Genomic DNA, 24,504 nt, shown 5'->3' on the forward strand with positions numbered 1-24,504 from the left:
TCAAAAACCTTTGTAAAGTTCACAGAAGTGTTAAATGTTTACGATGCTTTTGCTGTAACGACATCGGGAGCATCTATTATTTCTTTCTTCTGCTCGGTAAATAAACCGGTTGCGCCATTAGCGTAATCTTTCGGTTGTTCCTCAAGTGTTGTCTCTTTAACAGAAGCTTTATCTTGTGGCTTATCCGAATGAGCGGCGGCTGTTTTCACAAATGGGTTGTCTTGCTCTGGCAGGTTAGGGAGTAGCTCTGAGCTTGTTTTTTCCATGTGTTGGTACAGCTTTGTATAGTCCTTACCTAAGGTGTCTAACATTTCTGCTGATTTCGCAAAGTGATCAGCCAGCTCTTGTCGCTGCTGTTCAAGGGCAAATTTTGCGCTATCTAATTCTTTCTGTACGTTCTTTTGTTTTTTGTATTCAGGTGTCATGAGACGAGAAATAGCGACCCCTAAAATAACGCCGACTAGTAAACCGGCAACGGCATACATCCAAGGCATAACAGCTCCTTATTATTGTTTTTTAACATGTTTATTACTGCTTAGTTACACGTGATACGGCTCCATGGTACTATGAGAAAGCCGCAGTATAAAGAGAAATGCGTGTGCGCTAGTTAGCAGTTTGATGCTGAATTATTCACCGCATAGCGACATGCCTCGTACTGTTTGGGCTCATTTTTATTTGCTGTCTGATATCGCTTTCATTGTGGAAATGTCGTCATGAATCCCATTAAAAAATACGAACAAGATATAAAAGAACATGGATTTCAAAGAGATCCAGCACAAGAACAAGCCGTTAAATATTTAGATGAACTCTTTCATCAATTTCAAGATTACATGAATGCCCCTATTCCTCAACTGACTCGACTCCAGAAGTTAATGGGCAAAAAGTCAGAACGGCCACAGCCACCAAAAGGCCTCTATTTTTGGGGCGGCGTCGGGCGCGGTAAAACGTATTTAATGGATACGTTCTACGATGCCTTACCGACCACAAAAAAAATGCGTGTTCACTTTCACCGCTTTATGTATCGAGTTCATGATGAGTTAAAATCGCTAGGTAATGTTAGTGACCCGTTACCGCTAGTGGCTGACAAGCTAAAGCAAGAAGTGGATATTATCTGTTTTGATGAATTTTTTGTTTCAGACATCACGGATGCCATGATCTTAGGAACCTTGTTCCAAGAGTTATTCGCTCGAAACGTTATCTTGGTGGCGACCTCTAATATTCCACCTGCTGATCTGTATCGCAACGGGTTACAGCGAGCGCGTTTCTTACCCGCTATTAAGCTCATTCAAGATAACTGCCACATTCTTAATGTCGATAGTGGCATTGATTATCGTCTACGTACCTTAGAACAGGCTGAGATCTATCATTACCCTCTGGATAGCCAAGCGAACATTAACCTCGAAACATATTACGCGCAGCTAGTTGGTGAAGATAAAGAGAAGCTTAAGCAAATAGAGGTTAATCACCGCCAATTGGATGTAGTCGAAGCGAGTGATGGCGTGCTGCATGGTACTTTTGCTCAGCTTTGTCAGTCAGCTCGTAGCCAGAACGATTATATTGAGTTGTCTCGGGTATATCACACGGTTCTATTGGCTGATGTGTCGCAAATGGGCGCGACTTCCGATGACGCTGCTAGACGCTTTATTGCGTTAGTTGATGAGTTCTATGAGCGTAATGTGAAACTGATTATTTCAGCGGAAGTGGAGCTAGAAAAACTATACACCCATGGTCAACTAGAGTTTGAGTTTAAACGTTGTCAGTCGCGTTTAATTGAAATGCAGAGCCATGAGTATTTGGCTAAAGAACACTTAAGTTAGCTTTGATTATCTCGAATAAGAAAGAGAATTAAAAAAATCGTGATTTTGTTCAAAAAGAGGTGATTTTTTCTTCGCTCTTCTCTATAATCCTGCGACCTACCGTTACTGCGGGCCTCTAGCGATGAGTAAAATCACGTTATGCCAAGAGTTTTCCAACACTCGAAGGGGTGATGAATGGTAACTCTTAGACAGTGGGAATACGCGAGTATTCCTTAAGTGTAAATTTTTTAAATAGGTAATTATTAGCATGAAAACTTTCGTTGCTAAACCAGAAACTGTAAAACGCGACTGGTATGTTGTAGACGCTGAAGGCAAAACTCTTGGCCGTCTAGCAAGTGAAATCGCTTCTCGCCTACGCGGCAAGCACAAAGCAGAATACACTCCTCACGTAGACACTGGTGATTACATCATCGTTGTTAACGCTGAGAAAGTTGCTGTAACTGGTAACAAAGCTAAGGGTAAGGTTTACTACCGTCACTCTGAGTTCCCAGGTGGTCTTAAAACTATCACTTTTGAAAAGCTAATTGCTAAGAAACCAGAAATGGTTCTTGAACTAGCAGTTAAAGGTATGCTTCCACGTGGTCCACTAGGCCGCGCGATGTACCGTAAGCTTAAAGTGTACGCTGGTACTGAGCACAACCATGTTGCTCAACAGCCACAAGTACTAGACATCTAAGGGGATTATGAAAATGGCAGAGAATCAATACTACGGCACTGGTCGTCGCAAAAGCTCAGCAGCTCGTGTTTTCATCAAACCAGGCTCTGGTGAGATCGTAATCAACAAGCGCAGCCTTGATGTTTACTTCGGTCGTCCAACTTCTCGTATGGTTGTTAAACAACCTCTTGAGCTAGTTGAACTAACTGAGAAACTTGACCTTTACATCACTGTTTCTGGTGGTGGTATTTCAGGTCAAGCTGGCGCAATCCGCCACGGTATCACTCGTGCTCTTATGGAATACGATGAAACTCTACGTCCTGCTCTACGTGCAGCTGGCTATGTTACGCGTGACGCTCGTTGCGTTGAACGTAAGAAAGTTGGTCTACGTAAAGCACGTCGTAAACCTCAATTCTCTAAGCGTTAATTTTTCTTTACGAAAAAGTACACGCTCCCAGTTTTTCGACTGGAATTGTGGTTCAAAGCTCGGCTATATGCCGGGCTTTTTGTTTTTATACCCCTTCTAAACGCTTTCCCTCCCTCGTTTTATTTCCAAATTCTTATATTTTGAAAGCTTTTGTAACCCAATGTGCGCTTTGCCTCATGATTGTTACAAAAAGGTAGCTTTATCTTGTCAAAAAGTAGGGTTTTATTTATCATTTGCCGTCAATAAATAGAACTAAATACATATTTTGTTAGCCATGCTCTTTATTCGGAATTATTTCAATCCATAAGGAGCAAATGGGAGAATGTTTGGATGAGCAACGCGCCTTTAAATAACGGTCGCAGGCGTTTCTTAACCGCAACAACAGCCGTTGTTGGTGGTTTAGGAGCTGCTGCTGTAGCCGTGCCTTTTATTAAATCATGGAATCCGAGTGCCAAGGCGAAAGCTGCGGGCGCGCCGGTAGAAGTGGAAGTCAGTAAGTTGGAACCGGGACAAATGGTTCGTGTCGAGTGGCAAGGTAAACCTGTATGGGTTGTACGCCGTGCTGAATCGGTATTAGAAAACCTAAAGTCTATTGGTGGTCAACTTCGTGACCCTCAATCTGAAGCTGAACAACAACCTGAATACGCACAGAACGAATTCCGTTCAATTAAGCCGGAATTCTTCGTTGCTGTTGGTTTCTGTACGCACTTAGGTTGTTCTCCAACTTACCTGCCAGATTCTTTTGCAGAACAAGTTCAGGGTGTTAAGTCTGGTTTCTTCTGTCCTTGCCATGGTTCAAAGTTTGATATGGCAGGTCGAGTATTCCAAGGCGTACCAGCTCCATTGAATCTTGTTGTACCAAAGCATATGTATTTGAGTGACACTAAGATCATGATCGGTGTGGACGAGGGAGACGCGTAATGCAAGGATTGCTTGATTGGGTAGAGAAACGTCTACCCGCGATGAATGCTTACAAGAAGCATTTATCTGAATACCCAATGCCTAAGAATTTTAACTTTTGGTACCTTTTTGGTTCTTTAGCGATGTTGGTTCTGGTTAACCAAATCCTTACAGGTATTTGGCTAACAATGAACTACGTGCCATCTGGCGATGGCGCATTTGCTTCTGTTGAATACATCATGCGTGATGTGGAATACGGGTGGCTACTGCGTTACATGCACTCAACGGGTGCTTCGGCATTCTTCGTTGTTATCTACCTGCATATGTTCCGTGGCCTAATTTACGGTTCTTACCAAAAACCTCGTGAGCTACTTTGGATCTTCGGTATGTTGATCTTCTTAGTGCTTATGGCTGAGGCTTTCATGGGTTACTTACTACCATGGGGTCAAATGTCTTACTGGGGTGCTCAGGTAATCATTTCTCTGTTTGGTGCGATCCCTGTTATCGGTGATGACCTAACGCTTTGGATCCGTGGTGACTACATCATCTCTGGTGCAACGCTGAACCGTTTCTTCGCACTGCACGTTATCGCACTACCAATTGTTCTTCTGCTGCTTATCGTACTTCACGTACTAGCTCTGCACGAAGTGGGTTCGAACAACCCTGACGGCATCGAGACTAAGCTTCCGAAAGGCACAATGGGCGACGACTACAAAACTCAGTTCCCATTCCATAAGGATTACACTAAGAAATACGACATCATCGACTCTATTCCTTTCCACCCATACGGGACGGTAAAAGACATGGTAGGTGTTGCTGGTTTCCTATTCTTGTTCTGTTATGTGCTGTTCTTTAACCCAGAGATGGGGGGATACTTCCTTGAGCCGCCTAACTTTGAAGCTGCAAACCCGCTGAAAACACCTGAGCATATTGCTCCAGTTTGGTACTTCACGCCGTTCTACGCTGTACTTCGTGCTGTTCCTGATAAGCTGCTAGGTGTAGTAGCAATGGGTGCATCTATTGTAGTGCTATTCCTACTGCCATGGTTCGACCGTTGTAAAGTGCGCTCTTACCGTTACCGTAGCAAACTGCATTTGATTAATATCATCCAATTCACAATAAGCTTTATTGCGCTTGGTGTCCTTGGTGCGCTTCCAGCAACGCCAACATACACGCTATTAGCTCAAATATTTAGCTTAGGTTACTTCATGTTCTTCGTTCTGCTGTGGTTCTACAGTAAAAATGAAGCGACGAAACCATTACCAGAAAGGGTGACATTCAAATGAAAAAGTGGATTGTAATTTTATTTGCTATGTTGCCGTCATTGGCGATGGCAGCGGGTGCAAACGTACCATTAGATAAAGCGAATAATGATTTAACAGATAAAGCTTCATTGCAAAATGGCGCTAAGATGTTCATGAACTACTGTTTCGCTTGTCACTCTACGCAGTACCAGCGTTATGAGCGTGTTGCGAATGATTTAGAGATCCCTGTTGATCTAATGAAGGAAAACCTGATTTTCGACCCAGAAGCGAAAATCGGTAGCTTGATGGTTAATGCAATGCCTTCTGAACAAGCGGCAAGTTGGTTTGGTGCTCCACCACCTGATCTAACTTTGGTTGCTCGTGTTCGTGGCGCAGATTGGCTATACACGTACCTTCGTACTTTCTATGAAGATCCATCTCGTCCGTTTGGCGTGAACAACATTGTTTTCCCAAGTGTAGGTATGCCGCACGTTCTTGAAGAATTGCAAGGCATCCCAACGCCAATTTACGATACTCATATGGTTGATGGCGAGGAAGTCACAACTGTTGTTGGTACTGAAACTGACGGCTCTGGCGAATTAAGTGCTGGCGAATACGACGAAGCCGTTCGTGACCTTGTTAACTTTTTGGTTTACTCGGGCGACCCTGTTCAACTTGAGCGTCATGCGATGGGTTGGTGGGTAATGGCCTTCTTAGTCATCTTCACTATCATTGTAATTTTGCTGAAGAAAGAGTATTGGCGTGATGTACACTAATTATGCTATAATACCGCGCTAATTCCCAAATTATGTTAATGTTCAATGGAGGCTTTAGGCCTCCATTGTTTTTATTTAAAGTGTACTGGAGGGCTCCATGGCTGTAGCTGCCAATAAACGTTCTGTAATGACTCTTTTCTCAAGTGCTTCTGATATGTATAGCCATCAGGTGCGCATTGTTCTTGCTGAAAAAGGCGTAAGTGTTGAAGTTGAGTTGGTTGATGAAAAAAATCTACCAGCAGAGCTTGTTGAACTGAACCCGTACAAATCAGTACCTACTCTTGTTGATCGTGAGCTTGCTCTATATGACTCTAAGATCATCATGGAATACCTAGATGAGCGTTTCCCTCATCCACCATTAATGCCTGTATACCCGGTTGCTCGTGGTAACAGTCGTCTAATGATGTACCGAATTGAGCGTAACTGGTATTCAGTTGCAGAGAAGATCGTTAAAGGCAACGCTGAAGAATCTGAAGCAGCTCGCGTGAAATTACGCAACGACCTACTAACTCTTGCACCTATCTTCGCTGAGTATGAATACTTCATGAGCGAAGAGTTTAGCCTAATTGATTGTTATCTAGCTCCGCTACTATGGCGTTTACCTGAGCTTGGTATCGAACTAATTGGTCCTGGCTCTAAAGAACTTAAGATTTACATGAATCGCGTATTCGAACGTGATTCATTCCTAGCTTCTCTAACAGAAGCTGAGCGTGAGATGCGACTCGTTCGCTAAGCGTTTATGGATATTTCAAATATGACTCCACGCCGACCATACATGCTTCGTGCATTTTATGAATGGCTGGTTGATAACGAATTGACTCCTCATCTTGTTGTTGAAGCAACATTACCGGGTGTGAGAGTTCCAGAAGAGTTTGTTCAAGATGGTCAGATCATTCTGAACATCGCGCCTCGTGCGGTTGGGCAACTTGAACTGGGTAACGAAGCTGTGACGTTTAGTGCTCGCTTTAGTGGTCGTCCACACTCTGTGATCGTTCCGCTATACGCAGTACAGGCTATTTATGCTCGTGAGAATGGTGCTGGCACCATGTTTGAACCTGAAGAGGCTTACATGGAAGCGTTTGAAGAAGGAATTGAAGAAAGTCCTTTTGAAGAACCAGAAAAAGGCCCATCTTTGAGTGTTGCAACAGCAGACGTAGATGCTGAAGAGTCTGACTCAGAACCTGAGCCATCTCGTCCAGCGAAAGGTCGCCCAAGTCTTCGTGTTATCAAATAGCGTTATTTTTTAAATAACTCCAAATACAAAAAAAGCAGCGATTTATCGCTGCTTTTTATTTTTGTGCTTACTGATTTTTAGTCGCTAGACTCATTTCCATATTCAAACGCTCGAATCACCTGCTTCACACCAGAGATATTACGCGCAACTTCTGTCGCGATATCTGCGTGTTCTCGAGAAACTAATCCAAGCAGAAATACTTCTGAGTCTTCTGTAATGACTTTGACTTTGATGCCGTTAAGCTCAGATTTGGCAAGTAGGGCAGACTTCACTTTAGTGGTAATCCAACTGTCTTTACTGATATCACTAACAGATAATGGCTCTTTCACTCGGATCTGGTTGTGTATACTTTCAACTCCCGTTACTGCTTTAGCTTGGCTTTCAAAGGCACGACGTTCAGAATCTGTTGTTGCTTGCCCCATCAGTACGACTGAACCGCGGTAAGAGCTTGCTGTGATACTGACGTTGCCGCGAAATGGCGGTTTATTGGTCATAGCTGCAACTTCAAATTCGATATTGTTGTCGCTCCAAATCTCTTTGGTGGTTCGTGTATCTGTGACTAGATTTGCAGTAGTTGCTGCACCAGCAATGAAAAGACCAGCACAACCAGATAACGACAGTGTAAGTAGCGAAACACTAATCAGCTTAAGCAGCTTCATAGAAGTTAATGATTTCATCGTGATGCTCCGTATATCACTCTTCGTGAGCTGGAAAGAGTACTTGATCGATTAGGTCACATAAGCAATGTAGTGTCACCATATGTACTTCGTGGATACGTGCTGTACGGTGTGAAGGGATGCGAATTTCTACATCGTGCTCACCAAGCAGGCCAGCCATTTCACCACCATCTTTACCTGTAAAGGCGATGATTGTCATGTCACGTGTTACCGCAGCTTCCATTGCTTTGATGATATTTTTACTGTTACCACTAGTAGATATAGCCAGTAAAATATCACCAGTTTGACCAAACGCACGTACCTGCTTAGAGAAGATCTCTTCATAGTGGTAGTCGTTAGCGACAGCCGTTAACGTAGTGTTGTCAGCAGTGAGAGCCATTGCTGGAAGGCTAGGGCGCTCGGTTTCAAAGCGATTAAGTAGGCAAGATACAAATTGCTGAGCATTCGACGCCGAACCACCATTACCACAACAAAGAATCTTGTTTCCATTAAGCAAGGTTGCAACCATTGCTTGAGCGGCATGCGTGATTGCGTCTGGCAGTGCTTCAGCCGCCGCAATTTGGATTTGAATACTTTCTGTAAAACTTTCTTTGATGCTGTCTAGCATGTTTATCCTTGGGTAATCGCGTTTTGAATCCAGTCGATATTGTCATTCGGCCCTTCAATGGCAACGATATCAAACCTGTAATCTGTAGAGTGTACCGACAAGCCTTGCTGCATAAGCCAAATATTGGCTGTTTTGAGTAGCCTTTGTGACTTTTTGGCAGTCACCATTTCAGCGGCATGTCCGTAGCGGGTTTGCTTGCGGTATTTTACCTCAGCAAACACAACTGTTTTGTTATGGCGCATTATAAGATCAATTTCGCCACACTTTGCTATGAAGTTTTCTTCAATTAACGATAAACCGTGTCGAATTAAATAATTCTTTGCCACGGTCTCGTATTTATCACCCACTTGTTTGTGGGTGATTGTTGACTTGGATAGGAACTTACGGCTAAAAAGCCCCATGCTCTGCCCAGCTGATTTCACGTTGAACAACACAGTTGTTGTCGATGGTTAATACGCCGGTTTCACCGGTAATGCTGTAATCTTGTACGGCTTTCATCTGTGGTAGTGCATCCATTAGATAGTATGCATCCATTCCTAGAGCTTGTAGACGCTTTTGGCTGTTCGAGTATGAAGGCCATAGGTCATTAAGTTCTTTGTTTAGCTCGTTTTTACTCTCGACTAATAGCGGGATATCACTGTAGAAAACACCCGTTAGGTCTTCATATTGCTTGTCACCGCTGTTGCTGCGTGAGTTTGAAAACAGTGCAGGTTGGCTAGCATCAGGGTTAATTGCGACTTCAATGAAAGGCTTGATCAGTGTGAGTTCTGAGTTCTTCGCCACAATGTAGACAGAGTCGATATCACGACGGCTGCGCGGCTCAGTTTCTAGGTCAAGGTTAAGCAGACCATCCATTTGAGCGATGCGTTGTTGGCTCTCTTGTAAACCGAAAATCTGATTCACATTACGCTGCAGTTGGCGTTTGTCAGAGAAGAAGCTGATTGCAACGTCGTTGTTGCTGTATTTTTGCCACTCTTCTTTAAACGCTTGTTCAACGCGATCACCTAAACGTCCTTTTGGAGCAAGGATAAGCGGGTACTTGTAGCCTTGAGCAAAAAGATGCTTCGCTGCTTGAGCGACTTCTTGTTCTGGCGATAAAGCGAAATAACAAATATTAGTATCTGGTTCTAGCTGAGTTGGAATATTAAGAGCTAATGCTGGAATCGAGTTCTCGTGGTTTTTCTGCGCTTGCTGAAGCTTAGTGATGTTGCTCTTAATCAGCGGGCCAACGATGAAATCAACGTTGTTCTCTTCCAGTGTCGCTTTAATCTCAGCCGCACTTTGCAGGTTGGTATCCATTACCGTCAGCGTTGCATCTTCTTCGCGCTCTTTGTCATTCATCATCGCAAAGATGAAACCATCACGCACAAGTTGTGCTTGCTTGCCGTACTTGCCGGTTAGAGGCAGTAATAGTGCAGTGCTGGTTGGCTTGCTGATCTCTAGCGCTAAGATGTCCGTGATCGCCTGAGGTGTATATGTCGCTGCTGGGTGCTGAGGATTCTCAGCTAGCCAATCAGACAGGGTTTCCTGCAGGTTTGGAAGGTTCGAATTCAGCGTCTTCATGTAGATAGCCAGTTGCAACCAACCTGAAAGCACATCTTCTGTCGGCGATGTTTTCAGTTCTAGAATCTCGTATTGAGAGTAGCTATTCAGGTTCTGCCAAATACGGTCAGCAGCTTGCTGTTGGAGCTCGTCGTCAGCGTCTAGATATTCTGAATAAAGAACTAACTCGCGGCTCGCCTCAAAATACTCGCTTTGCATTTCAGAAATGTTCGCGCGTAGCTCGTGATAATCTTTCCACTGCTCGTTCGGAAGTTTCCACCAAGGCTGGAAGTTCAGTTGGCTATAAGCTTGCTGCGGCTGCGAGTTGTTCACTAGCAGTTGAGCGCGCGCTAATTGCCATTCCGCTTGTTGCGTTTCGCTCAGCTCTTGTTTTGCTAAGCGTTTGATAAGCAGAGTCGCTTGGTCGGTTTTTCCAGCTTGCACAGAAGCCTTAAGTGCCATAATTAACCAGTCGTTTTGTAGACTTCCTTTGCTACTATCCGCCTGCATCATGTAACTTTCAGTTGATTGCACTGGATCTAGTGTAATATCTACGCTCGTTGGTGTTTGAGGACCTGAAGAACAAGCCGCCAATGTAATTGCTAATGCAATTGGAGTTAGTAAGCGTGGTACACTGAGTCTCTTATGGTTCATCGTTGCCATGAGTTCTTTAAATTCCGTATAAATTTGTATCTATATTAATCGTTGAAGTGATGGTAAACAAATGACAGATAACAAAACCTTGCTCACAGAGAGCCCAACTCTCTACATTGTGCCAACCCCAATCGGAAATTTGGGAGATATCACTCAAAGAGCAATTGAAATTTTATCAAGTGTCGATGTTATTGCAGCCGAAGACACACGCCACACGGGTAAGCTGCTTGCTCACTTCAATATATCAACCAGAACGTTCGCTTTACATGATCATAATGAACAAACTAAAGCACAAGTTCTAGTCGAAAGGTTATTAGAAGGTCAGTCTATCGCATTAGTCTCTGATGCGGGTACTCCTTTAATTAGTGATCCAGGTTACCATCTTGTCTCACAATGTCGTCAAGCGGGTGTGAGAGTTGTGCCACTTCCTGGTGCTTGTGCTGTGATTACCGCACTAAGTGCGTCTGGTTTGCCGTCTGATCGTTTCAGCTTTGAAGGTTTCTTACCGCCAAAGAGCAAAGGTCGTAAAGACAAGTTCTTAGAGATCGCAAAGGCAGAACGCACCTGTATCTTCTACGAGTCACCGCACCGTATCTCAGATTCTCTACAAGATATGCTTGAGATCTTAGGCCCAGACCGCGAAGTTGTGTTGGCGCGTGAGTTGACTAAGACATTCGAAACTATTCAAGGATTGCCATTGGGTGAGCTGATTGATTGGATTGAAGAAGATTCGAACCGTAAGCGCGGTGAGATGGTGTTATTGATTCATGGTCATCGTGAAGAAGCGAGCACAGAACTGCCAGACGAAGCGACTCGCACGCTGGGTATCCTAACCAAAGAATTACCCCTTAAAAAAGCGGCGGCGATGACAGCAGAAATCTATAACTTGAAAAAGAACGCTTTATACAAATGGGGCCTAGAGCATCTAGACAACTAGATGCCTCTTGGTTGAATAGAAACCTCTTTATAGAGTAGCTAACCTGTATTGAAAAGCTTGTGAGGAATGATGGTATTGCCGTCATTCCTCTTTTTTGTCTGAATTGTGTAAAATTCACGCAGTTGCTTAGAGGTTTGCAGCATATTTGTGATCTCGCTAGACACTGCTCACTAATCTCTATACAATCCGCCCTCGGAGTTGAACGGGTAATCGCTGCTTTGCTGATGTCCTTCGGGAGACTGACGTTGAGGTCCTTCGGGAAACTGACGTTGAAGTCCTTCGGGAGACTGGTAGAGGGGAGGAACGTCCGGGCTCCATAGAGCAGGGTGCCAGATAACGTCTGGGGGGCGCGAGCCCACGACAAGTGCAGCAGAGAGAAGACCGCCGATGGCCTCATTTCTTCGGAAGAGGCACAGGTAAGGCTGAAAGGGTGCGGTAAGAGCGCACCGTGCGACTGGCAACAGTTCGTAGCAAGGTAAACTCCACCCGGAGCAAGATCAAATAGGCCCTCGCATTGCGCTGCTCGCGTATGGGGGCGGGTAGATTGCTTGAGCCTGTGAGCGATTGCAGGCCTAGACGAATGGTTACCGCCGCGCAAGCGGAACAGAACCCGGCGTATGTGTCAACTCCACCTATATAAAGAACCCATCATTACTTAACGGTAGTGATGGGTTTTTTGCTTTATATTGACGTTAATTATTTAGATTTCCTTAGAATCCATCATCTTGATATGAGCTTGGGGCAAAAATTCCCAAAGGCTAGACACAATATGGTGGAGATACGGCGTGAAATCAGTAAACTAAAACGTTAATAGAACATATTATTGCCGAACTAATGGCTCAATCCATTCACTGAGAAGACTATGACAGAAGCATTCAAACATATTTCAGTATTGCTTAACGAATCTATTGACGGACTTGCGATCAAACCTGACGGTACCTATATCGATGGTACTTTTGGCCGTGGTGGTCACAGCCGTACAATCCTGTCTAAACTGGGCGAGAATGGAAGACTCTTTAGTATCGACCGCGATCCACAAGCGATTGCCGAAGCACAAAAGATTGATGACCCTCGTTTTACGATTATTCACGGCCCATTCTCAGGTATGGCTGAATATGCAGAGCGTTATGACTTAGTCGGTCAAGTGGATGGCGTATTGCTGGATTTAGGTGTCTCTTCACCACAGCTGGATGATGCTGAACGTGGCTTTAGCTTTATGAAAGATGGCCCGCTTGATATGCGTATGGATCCAACAACCGGCATTCCTGTTTCTCAGTGGTTGGTTGAAGCTGATCTTGATGACATCACATGGGTTATTCGTGAGTTCGGTGAAGACAAACACGCTCGTCGTATCGCGAAAGGCATCATTGCTTATCAAGAGAATGAAGAGAACGAACCGCTAACGCGCACTGGTCAACTGGCTAAGCTTATCTCTGATGTCGCTCCAAAAAGCTTCAAAGAGAAAAAACACCCAGCAACACGTGCTTTCCAAGCATTCCGTATCTACATTAACAGTGAATTGGAAGAGATCGATACCGCACTGAAAGGCGCGGCAAGCATCCTTGCTCCTCAAGGTCGTATCTCTGTTATCAGTTTCCATTCACTTGAAGACCGCATGGTGAAGCGCTTTATCCGTAAAGAGAGCCAAGGTCCACAAGTACCACATGGCCTGCCACTAACTGAAGAGCAGATCAAAGCGCTAGGCAGTGCCGATCTGAAACCAATTGGTAAAGCAATTAAGCCTTCTAAAGATGAAGTGGATGAGAATACTCGTTCGCGTAGTTCAGTACTACGAATCGCAGAAAAGCTATAGTCAATGAAGACCTCCAAACCCAACTTAGCCAAGATAATCTTTTTTGATTTGATCTCCGTGGGCAAAGTCCCATTGGGGCTTCTTATCTGCATCTTTGCGAGTGCGATGGGGGTCGTTCTTACGACACATGTATCACGTCAGGCGATTACGCAAAAAGACATGGCATTGGTGGAACGGGAACAACTTGATGATGAGTGGCGAAATTTAATGCTTGAAGAGACGGCGCTAGCAGAACACAGCCGCGTTCAAGCATCGGCAAAAAGAGAGCTAGACATGAAACGTCCAGACTCCGACAAAGAAGTTGTGATCACACTGAAATGACCGGTAAAAAGGAAAAAACACCCGCAAAAACCGTTAATGAATCAACGAAAGAGCGAGTGAAGAGCGAAAAGGATTCGGATCCAATTCTTATTAAATGGCGTTTCAACGTTGTTATTGCTTTCGTGTTTCTAGCCTTTGCTGCACTCGTTGGCCGTGTGGCTTATATCCAAATCATTGAACCCGATAACTTAATTCGTCAGGGCGATCTTCGCTCAGTGCGTGTTAAGGCTATTCCTTCTGCTCGCGGTATTATCTCTGACCGCAATGGCGAGCCGCTTGCTGTGAGTGTTCCCGTTGAAGCAGTATGGGCCGACCCAAAAACGATTTTCGATAAAAATGGTATGGCCCAGATTGATCGTTGGTATGCGTTAGCCGATGTACTTGGCCTACAGCGACAATCGATGATCGATAAGATCTCTAGCAATAAATCCCGTCGATTTATTTATCTACAAAGACAAGTTAGCCCTGCGATGGCTAAGTATATCCGTGAACTTAAGCTGGTGGGTGTGGGCCTAAAAGCGGAATCTCGACGTTACTACCCTGCTGGTGAAGTCAGTGCACACCTTATCGGTGTGACCGGAATTGATGGGCACGGCCTGGAAGGGGTTGAACGCAGTTACGATAAATGGCTTACGGGCGAAGCAGGCAAGCGAACGATTCGTAAAGACCGCTACGGACGCGTTGTCGAAAACATTGCGTTAGAAGAACGCGAAGAAGGCAAACCACTAGAACTCACCATAGATCAACGACTGCAGGCGATAGCCTATCGAGCGATTAAGCAAGCGGTGGCCGATCATAAAGCGACCTCAGGCTCTGCAGTATTACTCGATGTGAAAACGGGCGCTGTGTTAGCCATGGTCAATGCACCGTCTTACAACCCGAACAACCGCTCTGATTTACAAAGCTTTAAAATGCGAAACCGCGTGCTGACCGATGCTATGGAGCCTGGCTCAACAGTGAAACCTTTTGTGGTGCTCGCCGCATTAGAAAATGGTACAGCTGATGCGAAATCTATTATTGATACAGGTAATGGCATCATGCAAATTGGAGGTAGCCGAGTACGTGATACCTCTAAAGTGGGCAAGGCTGATTTAGCCTTGATCCTTAAAAAATCAAGTAACATCGGCGTGGCGAAATTAGCGCTTGATATGCCACTTGAAGCCTTGCTTGGTATGTACAGTTCGGTTGGTTTAGGCGAAATGTCTGGGCTAAATCTCGTGGGTGAAACGAGTGGTATTTTCCCTAACCGTCGCCGTTGGTCTAAGTTCGAAATCGCGACGCTATCGTTTGGTTATGGCTTATCTGTGACCCCGCTTCAGTTGGCTCATGCTTATGCAACGTTAGCCAACAAAGGCATGTATGAACCGATTCATATCATTAAAAGCAACGACCAAGACTTCTCAAAGCAGATCATCAAACGTGAAAATGCAGAGATGGTATTGCAAATGTTAGAAGGTGTGACTCAAAAGGGCGGAACGGCAACCAGAGCCGCTGTTCCGGGTTATCGAGTTGCGGCAAAAACGGGTACATCTCGGAAAGCCGCTGCGGGTGGCTATAGTGATGAGTATATTGCTATAACGTCGGGTTTTGCTCCAGTCAGCGATCCAAGAGTCGCTCTGGTTGTCGTAGTCAATGAGCCGCAAGGTGACCTTTACTATGGCGGTTCAGTTGCTGCCCCCGTTTTTTCTGAAATCATGAAGGGGGCACTGCAAATACTCAATGTCCCTGCTGATGAAAACAAGTTTCAAGAATAGAGCCAATCAGGATTCAATATGAGTAATAGCCTCACACTGTCATCTTTACTTTCTCCTTGGGGGGACTTTAGTTCACTTGAGCTAGATGCGATTGCTGTTGAGCAATTGGAGTTGGATAGCCGTACCATCAAGGAAGGCGATATTTTTGTTGCCATTGTTGGACATGCCATTGATGGTCGTCGCTTTATCGATAAAGCCGTCGCTCAAGGTGCGAAAGCTGTCATTGCACAAGCGAGTGATGACAAAGTTCATGGCTTGGTTGAGTGGTTAAATGCTGTTCCTGTTGTTTATGTATCTGAGCTAAATTCAATTCTCTCTGAACTGGCTGGCCGAGTTTATTCTTCTCAAGCGACTAAGTTGATTGGTGTTACCGGCACCAACGGCAAAACCACCATCACCCAATTGATTGCTCAGTGGCTTGATTTGGTCGGCCAGCGTTCGGCGGTAATGGGCACCACGGGTAATGGCTTCTTAGATAACCTAAAAACAGCGGCGAATACCACAGGCAGCGCGATTGAAATACAACGCACACTGAGCGAGTTGGCTGAGGAAAGTGCAGTTTATACCGCGATGGAAATCTCTTCTCATGGTTTGGTTCAAGGCCGAGTAAAAGCGTTGGATTTTGAGGTTGGTGTGTTCACTAACCTGAGTCGTGATCACCTTGATTACCACGGCACGATGGAAGAGTACGCATTGGCTAAGAAAAGCCTGTTTACTCAACACAAATGCAAACATGCAGTGATCAATGTGGATGATGAAGTCGGCAAAGCGTGGATGTCAGATTTGTCCAATGCAATAGCTGTTTCATTGCTTCCGTTGTCTGGTTACCAACAGTCGGTATGGGCATCTGACGTTGCTTATGCTGAAACGGGTATTAAGATGTCTTTTGATGGTAGTTGGGGGCAAGGGAAGCTTTCTGTTCCACTGATTGGTCAGTTCAACGCATCAAACGTACTGGTTGCTTTTGCGACTTTGCTTTCGTTGGGCATCGACAAGCAAACCTTGGTCGACACTGCGTCTCAGCTTCAACCTGTTATTGGTCGTATGGAACTGTTTCAAGTTCCGAGCAAAGCAAAAGTCGTTGTCGATTACGCTCACACGCCAGATGCTCTAGAAAAAGCATTGGCAGCACTGCGTGTACACTGCTCTGGAAAGCTGTGGGCTATCTTCGGTTGTGGTGGCGATCGTGACACAGGTAAGCGCCCAATGATGGCGATAACCGCAGAGCAGTTCGCCGATAAAATCATTATTTCAGATGACAACCCTCGCAGCGAAGACCCAGCACTGATTGTTAAAGACATGCTGGCTGGCTTAAGAGAACCTGAATCTGCGTTCGTCGAACACGATCGCTATCAAGCGGTTAAGTTTGCCTTAGAACTGGCTGGCAGTAATGACATTATTCTTTTGGCTGGTAAAGGCCATGAGGATTACCAAGTATTGAAAGACGAAACGATCCATTACTCAGACCGAGAGTCTGCGCTTCAACTTTTAGGTATTTCATGATGATTGATGTATCACTCGAACAGATTTGTTCAGCGGTCAGCGGTGAGTTGATTGAGGCTGATAACTCAAACAATACCGTAATTAATGCGGTTTCTACCGATACTCGCACCGTTGAAGAAGGCGCATTGTTTGTAGCTCTCGTTGGCGAACGTTTTGATGCGCATGACTTTTGTCATCAAGCGGTAGAGGCGAATGCGAGTGCGCTGTTAGTCGAACGAAAACTTGACCTAAATATTACTCAGGTGGTTGTGGAAGACACTAAACTTGCTTTAGGTCAGCTAAGTGCTTGGATCCATAAGCAATGTAATGTTCCAACCATGGCGATTACAGGCAGCTGTGGCAAAACGACCGTCAAAGAGATGGTGGCAAGTATTCTACAACAGCGTGGCAAGGTGCTGTTTACGGCAGGTAACTTCAATAATGATATTGGTGTGCCTTTGACTTTGCTACGCAGTGAACCAAGCGATGACTATGCGGTGATCGAATTAGGCGCTAACCATATTGGTGAAATCGCCTACACCACGCAGCTCGTGAAACCACAGGTGGCGTTAGTTAATAACGTAGCTGCAGCGCACCTAGAAGGCTTTGGGTCTATCAATGGTGTGAAACAAGCGAAAGGTGAAATCTTTCAAGGGCTTGCCGCTGATGATACTGCTATTGTTAATCTAGAGAGCAATGGTGGTGACTTTTGGAATGACGTGCTTGCAGATAAAAGCGTGCTGACATTTTCAGAAAGCGACAGCAAGGCAGATTATTTTGCCAAGAATATTCGCATCAATGAGCAAGGTGAAGCGTGCTTTGAAATGCAGACACCGCAAGGTGTAATGGCGGTCGAACTTGGCATTATTGGTCAGCACAACGTAGCTAATGCATTAGCAGCTGCAGCGTTGAGCATCCAATTTGGAGCCTCGCTTAATGAAGTGAAAAATGGTTTAGCGAATCTGATCTCTGTCAAAGGGCGAGTTGAGGTTCAACAATTAAGTCAGAATATCAAGCTGATAGATGACAGTTACAACGCCAGCGTGCCTGCAATGAAGGCGGCAGCGAAGCTATTGTCGAGCTTCAGAGGTCAACGTTGGTTAATTTTAGGCAATATGGCTGAATTAGGCGATGAAAGCCTTGCACTTCACCGTCAAGTCGGTGAATATGCTGCCCCATTCGCTTTTGAGCATGTACTTACTTACGGTGATGATACCAAGGTGATTAGTGAGGTCTGTAATGGTACCCACTTTACAACGCATCAAGCGATGATCGCGCACATAGAGCAGCAACTAAGCTTGCCAGAAAGCGTGTCACATACCTTATTGGTAAAAGGCGCGAATAGTGCAGGAATGAGTAAAATAGCCGCTGCTTTAAAGGAGAACTTTTCATGATAATTTGGCTTGCAGAGCTACTACAGCCACACTTTTCTTTTTTCCGTTTGTTCGAATACCTATCGTTTCGTGCAATCGCGAGCATTTTGACGGCTTTATGTCTGTCGCTGTGGATGGGACCTCGTTTAATTGAGCGTCTGCAAATGCTGCAAATTGGTCAAGTTGTTCGTAACGATGGCCCTGAGTCTCACTTTAGTAAGCGTGGTACACCAACCATGGGTGGTGTGATGATCCTTGCTGCGATCATTATTACAGTCTTGCTTTGGGCTGACTTATCAAACCCTTACGTTTGGGCAGTGCTTGTAGTGCTTGGTGGATATGGCGCGGTTGGCTTTGTTGATGATTATCGTAAAGTTGTTCGCAAGAACACTGATGGTTTGATTGCTCGCTGGAAGTACTTCTGGCAATCGGCGATTGCTTTAGTTGTCGCATTTGCTCTGTATGCTCACGGACACGACACCGCAGCAACTCAATTGGTTGTCCCTTTCTTTAAAGATGTGATGCCACAATTAGGTTTATTGTACATCGTACTAACATACTTTGTTATTGTGGGTACCAGTAACGCGGTGAACCTAACCGACGGCCTAGATGGCTTAGCTATTATGCCAACGGTGATGGTTGCGGCGGGTTTTGCGGTGATTGCTTGGGCGACTGGTAACGTTAACTTCGCAGCATATCTACACATTCCATACATTCCATACACCTCTGAACTGGTTGTGGTATGTACTGCTATCGTCGGTGCTGGACTTGGTTTCCTATGGTTCAACACTTACCCAGCACAAGTATTCATGGGCGATGTTGGTTCGCTAGCGCTTGGTGGTGCACTAGGTGTGATCGCTGTGTTAGTTCGTCAAGAGTTGGTACTGGTTATCATGGGCGGTGTGTTTGTAATGGAGACCTTGTCAGTTATTCTGCAAGTGGGCTCTTACAAATTGCGCGGTCAACGTATTTTCCGCATGGCACCCATTCACCACCACTATGAACTGAAAGGTTGGCCAGAACCGCGTGTCATCGTGCGTTTTTGGATCATCTCAATGGTATTAGTACTGGTTGGCCTAGCGACACTGAAAGTTCGTTAATCCTATGCGAGCCTCTGTAATAGAGGCTCTTTAAAACTATTAAGAGCATCTTGTTTAAATGGAACGTTGGCAAAATATTCAAAATGTAGTGGTTGTGGGGCTCGGTATTACCGGGCTCTCTGTCGTTAAACATCTCGTAAAATATCAACCTCATACGCATGTGAAGGTAATCGATACGCGAGAACTACCGCCAGGCAGAGAGTCTTTGCCTGAATCGGTAGAACTGCATTCTGGAAGCTGGAATTGCCAATGGTTGGCTGAGGCTGATTTAGTGGTTGCTAACCCGGGTATCGCACTCGCGACCCCTGAAATTCAAGATGTTATCCAAGCGGGTACTCCAGTTGTTGGCGATATTGAACTGTTTGGCTGGGCGGTAGACAAACCCGTCGTAGCGATTACAGGCTCAAATGGCAAGAGTACGGTGACTGACCTTACTGGTGTGCTTGCTAAAGCGGCTGGCCTTAACGTTGGTGTCGGAGGCAATATCGGTATTCCTGCCTTAGATCTTTTAGAGCTTGATGCCGATCTATATGTCCTTGAGCTTTCAAGCTTTCAGCTAGAGACAACGTCCAGTTTAAACCTTGCAGCGGCAGCCTTTTTGAACTTGTCAGAAGATCATATGGATCGCTATCAAGGCATGGCTGATTACCGTGAAGCTAAACTAAGAATCTTTAATAATGCTCAGTGTGCGATCGTAAACCGCGACGACAAAGAGACGTATCCAGATCAAAGCATGTCATCAGTAACATTCGGACTCGACAACCAAGAGTTTGGTGTATCAACGATTGATGGTAGTGAGTGGCTGGTCGATAACGCTAAACCTGTCCTTGCTACTCAAGATTTAACATTGGTTGGACGTCATAATGTGGCGAATGCTTTAGTCTCGTTAGCACTGCTTAAGCAAGTTGGTATCGATTACAGCAAAAGCCTTGAAGCTTTGAAAGCCTACAATGGTTTGACTCATCGTTGCCAAGTGGTGGCAGACAAACGCGAAATCAAATGGGTTAACGACTCAAAAGCGACCAACGTAGCCAGTACATTAGCGGCTCTGTCAGGTTTAGAGTATCAAGGTACCTTGTATCTCTTGGTTGGTGGTGTTGGTAAAGGTGCTGACTTTAGCGAGCTTAAACCCGTGTTGGCGCAATTAGACCGTGTTCAGTTGTGTTGTTTCGGAGAAGATGCAGATCAGTTTATGCCGTTGCATCCATCAGCACAAAAGTTTGAGACCATGCAGCAGATAATCGAATCTATCTCACCACATCTGGTGGCTGGAGATATGGTGATGTTGTCTCCTGCGTGCGCAAGCTTCGATCAATTTAATAACTTCATGGCGAGAGGTGATGCGTTCACTGAACTTGCTCATGAGTACGCCTAACGTGTTGAAGGACTAACATTCAGTGCAAAGAGTGAAAGAGATTAACCAATCCATTTGGCAATGGCTAAACCGTGCCACACCAGAGGCGCTTTACGATCGTCAATTGGTATGGATTGCTCTTGGACTGATGCTGACGGGCTTGGTGATGGTAACGTCGGCTTCGTTCCCAATCAGTGCTCGTTTGACCGATCAGCCGTTTCACTTCATGTTCCGCCACGCCATTTTCCTTGTGTTAGCATTGGGCGTATCCAGTGTAATATTACAAATTCCGATGAAACGTTGGTTTCAATACAGTATGTATCTACTAGGCCTGTCCTTCTTCTTGCTGATCGTGGTATTAGCGGTCGGTAAGTCGGTTAACGGTGCATCGCGTTGGATCCCTCTCGGCCTGTTTAACTTACAACCTGCTGAAGTCGCCAAGCTATCACTGTTTATCTTTATGGCGGGCTACTTGGTTCGTAAACAAGATGAAGTGAGAAAAACCTTCTTCGGTGGTTTTGGTAAGCCGATCATGGTGTTTGGTGCCTTTGCGGTGTTGCTGCTTGGCCAGCCTGATTTAGGTACCGTTGTCGTAATGCTGGTTACCTTGTTTGGCATGCTATTTATCGCAGGTGCTAAGCTGTCACAGTTTATTGCACTAATGGTGGCAGGTATTGCTGCCGTTGTTGGCTTGATTGTTATTGAGCCTTATCGTGTTCGACGTGTTACGTCATTCTGGGAGCCTTGGAGTGACCCGTTTGGTAGTGGTTATCAGCTAACTCAATCATTGATGGCGTTCGGTCGTGGTGATTGGATGGGACAAGGGCTTGGTAATTCAATTCAAAAACTCGAGTACCTACCTGAAGCACACACCGATTTTGTTTTTGCTGTACTGGCAGAAGAGTTGGGTTTTGTTGGCGTAACCTTGGTGTTGATGTTGATCTTTAGTTTGGTTTTTAAAGCTATTTTTATTGGCAAAAAAGCCTTCGAAAACGACCAAGTGTTCAGCGGTTATCTGGCGTTTGGCATTGGTATTTGGTTTGCTTTTCAGACGCTTGTTAATGTAGGTGCCGCTTCAGGTATTGTTCCGACCAAGGGGCTAACCTTACCGCTGATCAGTTACGGTGGCTCAAGCCTTATCGTGATGTCAGTAGCGGTTTCTATGCTGCTGCGAATCGATCATGAATGCCGAGTGCAACAAAAAGAACAAGCCGACAATCAAAACGAATTAGTAGAATAAGAATCTAACGTTATGAAACAAAACAAAAAACTTTTAGTGATGGCTGGTGGTACTGGCGGTCACGTTTTCCCAGGGTTAGCGGTGGCGAAAAAGCTTCAGCAACAAGGTTGGGAAATTCGCTGGTTAGGAACCGCAGACAGAATGGAAGCAGATTTAGTGCCAAAGCATGGTATTGAGATCGACTTCATTAAGGTGAAAGGCCTGCGTGGTCAAGGCATTAGCAAGCTAATTAAAGCGCCGTTCCAGATTATTAATGCCATACTTCAAGCCAGACGACATATTAAAGCATGGCAACCTGATGTAGTGCTTGGCATGGGTGGTTACGTCAGTGGCCCGGGTGGTATCGCGGCTTGGTTATCTGGTATTCCAGTGGTTCTACATGAACAAAATGCAGTGGCAGGTTTAACCAATCAATGGCTGTCTAAGATTGCTAAAAAGGTTTTCCAAGCTTTTCCTGGTGCGTTTCCTACCGCAGAAGTGGTGGGTAACCCAGTACGCGAAGATGTTATTGCTTTAGCTGACCCCGAGCAACGCATGGCTGAGCGTGATGGTGACATCCGCATCTTGGTCATGGGCGGTAGTCAGGGCGCAAAAATCCTGAACGATACCTTGCCAGTAACGATGGCGCAGCTTGGTGAAGGCTTCACTGTGGTGCATCAAGCAGGTAAGAACAGTCAACAGCAAGTGATTGAGCAATACAAATCACATTCTGTAGATAATGTTCAAGTGACTGAATTTATTGATGATGTGGCGCAAGCTTATGAGTGGGCAGATCTATTAGTGTGTCGCTCAGGAGCTTTGACTGTATCCGAAGTGTCTGCAGCAGGTGTCGGTTCTATTTTCGTTCCGTTTATGCACAAAGACAGACAACAAGCGTTGAATGCCGATCATTTAGTAGAATGTGGCGCGGCGTTAATGATTGAACAGCCTCAACTAACGCCTGATAAGCTCGCGAACACTATCGCGCAGCTTGATAGAAATGAATTGAAAATGATGGCAACAAAAGCTCGTCAAGCCGCCAAGCTTGATGCTGATGTGACTGTCGCTGAAGCGATCAAAGCTTTAGCAAAATAATGAGATTGAATTGATGACGATTGAACATACCCAAGACTTAGCGCAAATCCGTGCAATGGTGCCAGAGATGCGCCGTGTTAAATCTATCCACTTCATTGGTATTGGTGGTGCCGGAATGAGCGGGATTGCTGAAGTCTTGCTTAATGAAGGCTACCAGATCACAGGTTCTGATATTGCTCAAAATCCAGTGACAGAACGCTTAGTTAGCAAGGGGGCGACTGTTTACGTTGGTCACCAAGCAAGTAACGTTGCCGATGCAAGTGTGGTGGTGGTTTCAACCGCTATCAACGAAGAAAACCCAGAAATTATTGCTGCTCGTGAAGCGCGCACACCGATCGTTCGTCGTGCTGAAATGCTGGCTGAGCTGATGCGTTTTCGTCACGGCATTGCTGTGGCAGGTACACACGGTAAAACAACCACGACTGCGCTAGTGACACAGATTTACTCTGAAGCAGGCCTAGATCCAACCTTCGTAAACGGTGGTTTGGTGAAAAGTGCAGGTACTAACGCACGTTTAGGTTCGAGCCGTATTCTTATCGCTGAAGCTGATGAAAGTGATGCGTCATTCTTACATCTGCAACCAATGGTTAGTATCGTCACTAACATTGAAGCGGATCATATGGACACTTACGGCGGCGATTTTGAAACGCTGAAGCAGACGTTTATTGATTTCTTACATAACCTGCCATTCTACGGTCAGGCTGTGATGTGTGTTGATGATCCTGTGGTTCGTGAGCTTATTCCTCAGGTTAGCCGCCAAGTGATTACTTACGGCTTCTCAGAAGATGCTGATATCCGTATTGAAAACTACGTACAAGAAGGTCAGCAAGGCAAATTCACTGTGGTACGTGAAGGTAAAGCTAACCTTGATATCACGCTAAACATTCCGGGTCGTCACAATGCATTGAATGCATCCGCTGCGATTGCTGTTGCAACAGAAGATGACATCAGCGATGAAGCGATTCTAAAAGCGATGGCGGGAACCGAAGGCACGGGTCGTCGTTTCGATCACCTAGGTGAGTATGAAACAGGCAAAGGCGTTGCAATGCTGGTTGATGATTACGGTCATCACCCAACCGAAGTTGACGTGACGATTCAAGCTGCACGAAGTGGCTGGACTGATAAACGTCTTGTTATGATCTTCCAACCGCACCGTTATAGCCGTACTCGTGATCTATATGATGATTTTGCGAACGTTCTTGAACAAGTTGATGTCCTAATTCTGTTAGATGTTTATTCTGCAGGTGAGAAACCTATTGCAGGGGCTGACGGGCGTTCATTAAGTCGAACTATTCGCGGGCGTGGTAAGATAGATCCCATCTTTGTTGCCGATATAAACGCACTGCCATCGGCTTTAGCCAATGTAATTCAAGGCGGTGACCTTGTTTTAACGCAGGGTGCGGGCGACGTTGGCCGTGTAGCGAAGCAGTTGGAATCATTGCAATTAGACATTAATAAGATGCAGAACGCGTAACAGAATACTGTCTACAGACTGTGGTCAATCGCTCACTTCTTGCGATTGA

The 24,504-nt window shown here is 45.3% G+C and carries 24 protein-coding genes and 1 other RNA gene; 20 read left to right on the top strand and 5 right to left on the bottom strand.

Annotation, left to right across the window (positions count from 1 at the left end; genetic code table 11):
* Nucleotides 1-38: 38 nt before the first annotated feature.
* Nucleotides 39-494, bottom strand: coding sequence for a Z-ring associated protein ZapG (gene zapG / locus AB4407_RS15085; RefSeq protein ID WP_372121129.1), 456 nt, complete (start codon nucleotides 492-494; stop codon nucleotides 39-41).
* A 219-nt stretch (nucleotides 495-713) separates the two neighbouring features.
* Here zapG and zapE point away from each other — a divergent pair, with 219 nt between their 5' ends.
* The 8 genes from zapE to sspB all read left to right on the top strand — a co-directional run bounded on the left by zapE (nucleotide 714) and on the right by sspB (nucleotide 7,053).
* Nucleotides 714-1,817 (top strand): cell division protein ZapE, encoded by a 1,104-nt coding sequence (gene zapE / locus AB4407_RS15090; protein ID WP_372121130.1) that lies wholly within the window; start codon nucleotides 714-716, stop codon nucleotides 1,815-1,817.
* A 247-nt stretch (nucleotides 1,818-2,064) separates the two neighbouring features.
* Nucleotides 2,065-2,493 (top strand): 50S ribosomal protein L13, encoded by a 429-nt coding sequence (gene rplM / locus AB4407_RS15095; RefSeq protein WP_010434689.1) that lies wholly within the window; start codon nucleotides 2,065-2,067, stop codon nucleotides 2,491-2,493.
* A gap of 13 nt (nucleotides 2,494-2,506) precedes the next feature.
* Nucleotides 2,507-2,899: a 30S ribosomal protein S9 gene (gene rpsI, locus AB4407_RS15100; protein ID WP_004740758.1), complete on the top strand. Its 393-nt coding sequence runs from the start codon at nucleotides 2,507-2,509 to the stop codon at nucleotides 2,897-2,899.
* A gap of 330 nt (nucleotides 2,900-3,229) precedes the next feature.
* On the top strand, nucleotides 3,230-3,820 hold the full coding sequence (gene petA / locus AB4407_RS15105; RefSeq protein WP_017061434.1) for a ubiquinol-cytochrome c reductase iron-sulfur subunit: 591 nt from the start codon (nucleotides 3,230-3,232) through the stop codon (nucleotides 3,818-3,820).
* Nucleotides 3,820-5,085, top strand: coding sequence for a cytochrome bc complex cytochrome b subunit (locus AB4407_RS15110; protein ID WP_372121131.1), 1,266 nt, complete (start codon nucleotides 3,820-3,822; stop codon nucleotides 5,083-5,085). The genes petA and AB4407_RS15110 overlap by 1 nt, the downstream gene beginning before the upstream one ends.
* Nucleotides 5,082-5,819, top strand: a complete 738-nt coding sequence (locus AB4407_RS15115) for a cytochrome c1 (RefSeq protein WP_372121132.1) — start codon at nucleotides 5,082-5,084, stop codon at nucleotides 5,817-5,819. Before AB4407_RS15110 ends, AB4407_RS15115 begins: the two co-directional genes overlap by 4 nt.
* Before the next feature lie 97 nt (nucleotides 5,820-5,916).
* A complete protein-coding gene (gene sspA, locus AB4407_RS15120; protein WP_009848943.1) occupies nucleotides 5,917-6,552 on the top strand; it encodes a stringent starvation protein SspA in 636 nt (211 codons plus the stop codon).
* A gap of 6 nt (nucleotides 6,553-6,558) precedes the next feature.
* Nucleotides 6,559-7,053, top strand: coding sequence for a ClpXP protease specificity-enhancing factor (gene sspB, locus AB4407_RS15125; RefSeq protein ID WP_139683822.1), 495 nt, complete (start codon nucleotides 6,559-6,561; stop codon nucleotides 7,051-7,053).
* Nucleotides 7,054-7,130: 77 nt separating this feature from the next.
* Here the strand turns inward: sspB and AB4407_RS15130 are convergent, their stop codons facing one another.
* The 4 genes from AB4407_RS15130 to AB4407_RS15145 are packed head-to-tail and all read right to left on the bottom strand — an operon-like array spanning nucleotide 7,131 to nucleotide 10,542.
* Entirely contained in the window at nucleotides 7,131-7,730 is a 600-nt protein-coding gene (locus AB4407_RS15130; protein WP_372121133.1) for a BON domain-containing protein, read from the bottom strand.
* 16 nt (nucleotides 7,731-7,746) lie between these two features.
* Nucleotides 7,747-8,337 (bottom strand): phosphoheptose isomerase, encoded by a 591-nt coding sequence (locus tag AB4407_RS15135; protein WP_004729817.1) that lies wholly within the window; start codon nucleotides 8,335-8,337, stop codon nucleotides 7,747-7,749.
* 2 nt (nucleotides 8,338-8,339) lie between these two features.
* A complete protein-coding gene (locus AB4407_RS15140) occupies nucleotides 8,340-8,738 on the bottom strand; it encodes a YraN family protein (protein ID WP_372121157.1) in 399 nt (132 codons plus the stop codon).
* Entirely contained in the window at nucleotides 8,725-10,542 is a 1,818-nt protein-coding gene (locus AB4407_RS15145; protein ID WP_372121134.1) for a penicillin-binding protein activator, read from the bottom strand. The genes AB4407_RS15140 and AB4407_RS15145 overlap by 14 nt, the downstream gene beginning before the upstream one ends.
* A gap of 61 nt (nucleotides 10,543-10,603) precedes the next feature.
* Here AB4407_RS15145 and rsmI point away from each other — a divergent pair, with 61 nt between their 5' ends.
* From rsmI to murC, 12 genes are all read left to right on the top strand, one after another.
* Nucleotides 10,604-11,470 (top strand): 16S rRNA (cytidine(1402)-2'-O)-methyltransferase, encoded by an 867-nt coding sequence (rsmI, locus tag AB4407_RS15150; protein WP_048609684.1) that lies wholly within the window; start codon nucleotides 10,604-10,606, stop codon nucleotides 11,468-11,470.
* A gap of 194 nt (nucleotides 11,471-11,664) precedes the next feature.
* Nucleotides 11,665-12,104: RNase P RNA component class A (gene rnpB, locus AB4407_RS15155), an RNA gene on the top strand.
* A gap of 228 nt (nucleotides 12,105-12,332) precedes the next feature.
* On the top strand, nucleotides 12,333-13,283 hold the full coding sequence (rsmH, locus tag AB4407_RS15160; RefSeq protein WP_009848949.1) for a 16S rRNA (cytosine(1402)-N(4))-methyltransferase RsmH: 951 nt from the start codon (nucleotides 12,333-12,335) through the stop codon (nucleotides 13,281-13,283).
* 3 nt (nucleotides 13,284-13,286) lie between these two features.
* The gene (gene ftsL / locus AB4407_RS15165; RefSeq protein ID WP_009848950.1) at nucleotides 13,287-13,604 is read left to right on the top strand and encodes a cell division protein FtsL; all 318 of its coding nucleotides are present in this window, start codon (nucleotides 13,287-13,289) and stop codon (nucleotides 13,602-13,604) included.
* Nucleotides 13,601-15,358 carry a penicillin-binding transpeptidase domain-containing protein gene (locus AB4407_RS15170; RefSeq protein WP_009848951.1) on the top strand — a complete coding sequence of 586 codons (1,758 nt, stop codon included), beginning with the start codon at nucleotides 13,601-13,603 and terminating at the stop codon, nucleotides 15,356-15,358. Before ftsL ends, AB4407_RS15170 begins: the two co-directional genes overlap by 4 nt.
* 18 nt (nucleotides 15,359-15,376) lie before the next feature.
* On the top strand, nucleotides 15,377-16,861 hold the full coding sequence (murE, locus tag AB4407_RS15175) for a UDP-N-acetylmuramoyl-L-alanyl-D-glutamate--2,6-diaminopimelate ligase (RefSeq protein ID WP_372121135.1): 1,485 nt from the start codon (nucleotides 15,377-15,379) through the stop codon (nucleotides 16,859-16,861).
* The gene (gene murF, locus AB4407_RS15180; RefSeq protein WP_372121158.1) at nucleotides 16,861-18,234 is read left to right on the top strand and encodes a UDP-N-acetylmuramoyl-tripeptide--D-alanyl-D-alanine ligase; all 1,374 of its coding nucleotides are present in this window, start codon (nucleotides 16,861-16,863) and stop codon (nucleotides 18,232-18,234) included. The genes murE and murF overlap by 1 nt, the downstream gene beginning before the upstream one ends.
* Nucleotides 18,231-19,313, top strand: a complete 1,083-nt coding sequence (gene mraY, locus AB4407_RS15185) for a phospho-N-acetylmuramoyl-pentapeptide-transferase (RefSeq protein ID WP_123310378.1) — start codon at nucleotides 18,231-18,233, stop codon at nucleotides 19,311-19,313. The genes murF and mraY overlap by 4 nt, the downstream gene beginning before the upstream one ends.
* 58 nt (nucleotides 19,314-19,371) lie before the next feature.
* Entirely contained in the window at nucleotides 19,372-20,688 is a 1,317-nt protein-coding gene (murD, locus tag AB4407_RS15190; RefSeq protein ID WP_372121136.1) for a UDP-N-acetylmuramoyl-L-alanine--D-glutamate ligase, read from the top strand.
* Nucleotides 20,689-20,710: 22 nt separating this feature from the next.
* Nucleotides 20,711-21,907, top strand: coding sequence for a cell division protein FtsW (gene ftsW / locus AB4407_RS15195; RefSeq protein ID WP_372121137.1), 1,197 nt, complete (start codon nucleotides 20,711-20,713; stop codon nucleotides 21,905-21,907).
* 12 nt (nucleotides 21,908-21,919) lie between these two features.
* Nucleotides 21,920-22,981: an undecaprenyldiphospho-muramoylpentapeptide beta-N-acetylglucosaminyltransferase gene (murG, locus tag AB4407_RS15200; protein ID WP_372121138.1), complete on the top strand. Its 1,062-nt coding sequence runs from the start codon at nucleotides 21,920-21,922 to the stop codon at nucleotides 22,979-22,981.
* A 13-nt stretch (nucleotides 22,982-22,994) separates the two neighbouring features.
* Complete coding sequence (murC, locus tag AB4407_RS15205) at nucleotides 22,995-24,455, top strand: UDP-N-acetylmuramate--L-alanine ligase (protein WP_012603213.1); 1,461 nt, start codon at nucleotides 22,995-22,997, stop codon at nucleotides 24,453-24,455.
* Nucleotides 24,456-24,504 lie beyond the last annotated feature (49 nt).

The organism is Vibrio sp. 10N.261.46.E11, from assembly GCF_041472735.1.
Taxonomy (GTDB): Bacteria; Pseudomonadota; Gammaproteobacteria; order Enterobacterales; family Vibrionaceae; genus Vibrio.

Bases quoted from the DNA above. Each gene is read 5' to 3' on its own strand.
- zapG (WP_372121129.1), bottom strand. From the start codon at position 494: ATGCCTTGGATGTATGCCGTTGCCGGTTTACTAGTCGGCGTTATTTTA.
- zapE (WP_372121130.1), top strand. From the start codon at position 714: ATGAATCCCATTAAAAAATACGAACAAGATATAAAAGAACATGGATTT.
- rplM (WP_010434689.1), top strand. From the start codon at position 2,065: ATGAAAACTTTCGTTGCTAAACCAGAAACTGTAAAACGCGACTGGTAT.
- rpsI (WP_004740758.1), top strand. From the start codon at position 2,507: ATGGCAGAGAATCAATACTACGGCACTGGTCGTCGCAAAAGCTCAGCA.
- petA (WP_017061434.1), top strand. From the start codon at position 3,230: ATGAGCAACGCGCCTTTAAATAACGGTCGCAGGCGTTTCTTAACCGCA.
- AB4407_RS15110 (WP_372121131.1), top strand. From the start codon at position 3,820: ATGCAAGGATTGCTTGATTGGGTAGAGAAACGTCTACCCGCGATGAAT.
- AB4407_RS15115 (WP_372121132.1), top strand. From the start codon at position 5,082: ATGAAAAAGTGGATTGTAATTTTATTTGCTATGTTGCCGTCATTGGCG.
- sspA (WP_009848943.1), top strand. From the start codon at position 5,917: ATGGCTGTAGCTGCCAATAAACGTTCTGTAATGACTCTTTTCTCAAGT.
- sspB (WP_139683822.1), top strand. From the start codon at position 6,559: ATGGATATTTCAAATATGACTCCACGCCGACCATACATGCTTCGTGCA.
- AB4407_RS15130 (WP_372121133.1), bottom strand. From the start codon at position 7,730: ATGAAATCATTAACTTCTATGAAGCTGCTTAAGCTGATTAGTGTTTCG.
- AB4407_RS15135 (WP_004729817.1), bottom strand. From the start codon at position 8,337: ATGCTAGACAGCATCAAAGAAAGTTTTACAGAAAGTATTCAAATCCAA.
- AB4407_RS15140 (WP_372121157.1), bottom strand. From the start codon at position 8,738: ATGGGGCTTTTTAGCCGTAAGTTCCTATCCAAGTCAACAATCACCCAC.
- AB4407_RS15145 (WP_372121134.1), bottom strand. From the start codon at position 10,542: ATGGCAACGATGAACCATAAGAGACTCAGTGTACCACGCTTACTAACT.
- rsmI (WP_048609684.1), top strand. From the start codon at position 10,604: ATGACAGATAACAAAACCTTGCTCACAGAGAGCCCAACTCTCTACATT.
- rsmH (WP_009848949.1), top strand. From the start codon at position 12,333: ATGACAGAAGCATTCAAACATATTTCAGTATTGCTTAACGAATCTATT.
- ftsL (WP_009848950.1), top strand. From the start codon at position 13,287: ATGAAGACCTCCAAACCCAACTTAGCCAAGATAATCTTTTTTGATTTG.
- AB4407_RS15170 (WP_009848951.1), top strand. From the start codon at position 13,601: ATGACCGGTAAAAAGGAAAAAACACCCGCAAAAACCGTTAATGAATCA.
- murE (WP_372121135.1), top strand. From the start codon at position 15,377: ATGAGTAATAGCCTCACACTGTCATCTTTACTTTCTCCTTGGGGGGAC.
- murF (WP_372121158.1), top strand. From the start codon at position 16,861: ATGATTGATGTATCACTCGAACAGATTTGTTCAGCGGTCAGCGGTGAG.
- mraY (WP_123310378.1), top strand. From the start codon at position 18,231: ATGATAATTTGGCTTGCAGAGCTACTACAGCCACACTTTTCTTTTTTC.
- murD (WP_372121136.1), top strand. From the start codon at position 19,372: ATGGAACGTTGGCAAAATATTCAAAATGTAGTGGTTGTGGGGCTCGGT.
- murG (WP_372121138.1), top strand. From the start codon at position 21,920: ATGAAACAAAACAAAAAACTTTTAGTGATGGCTGGTGGTACTGGCGGT.
- murC (WP_012603213.1), top strand. From the start codon at position 22,995: ATGACGATTGAACATACCCAAGACTTAGCGCAAATCCGTGCAATGGTG.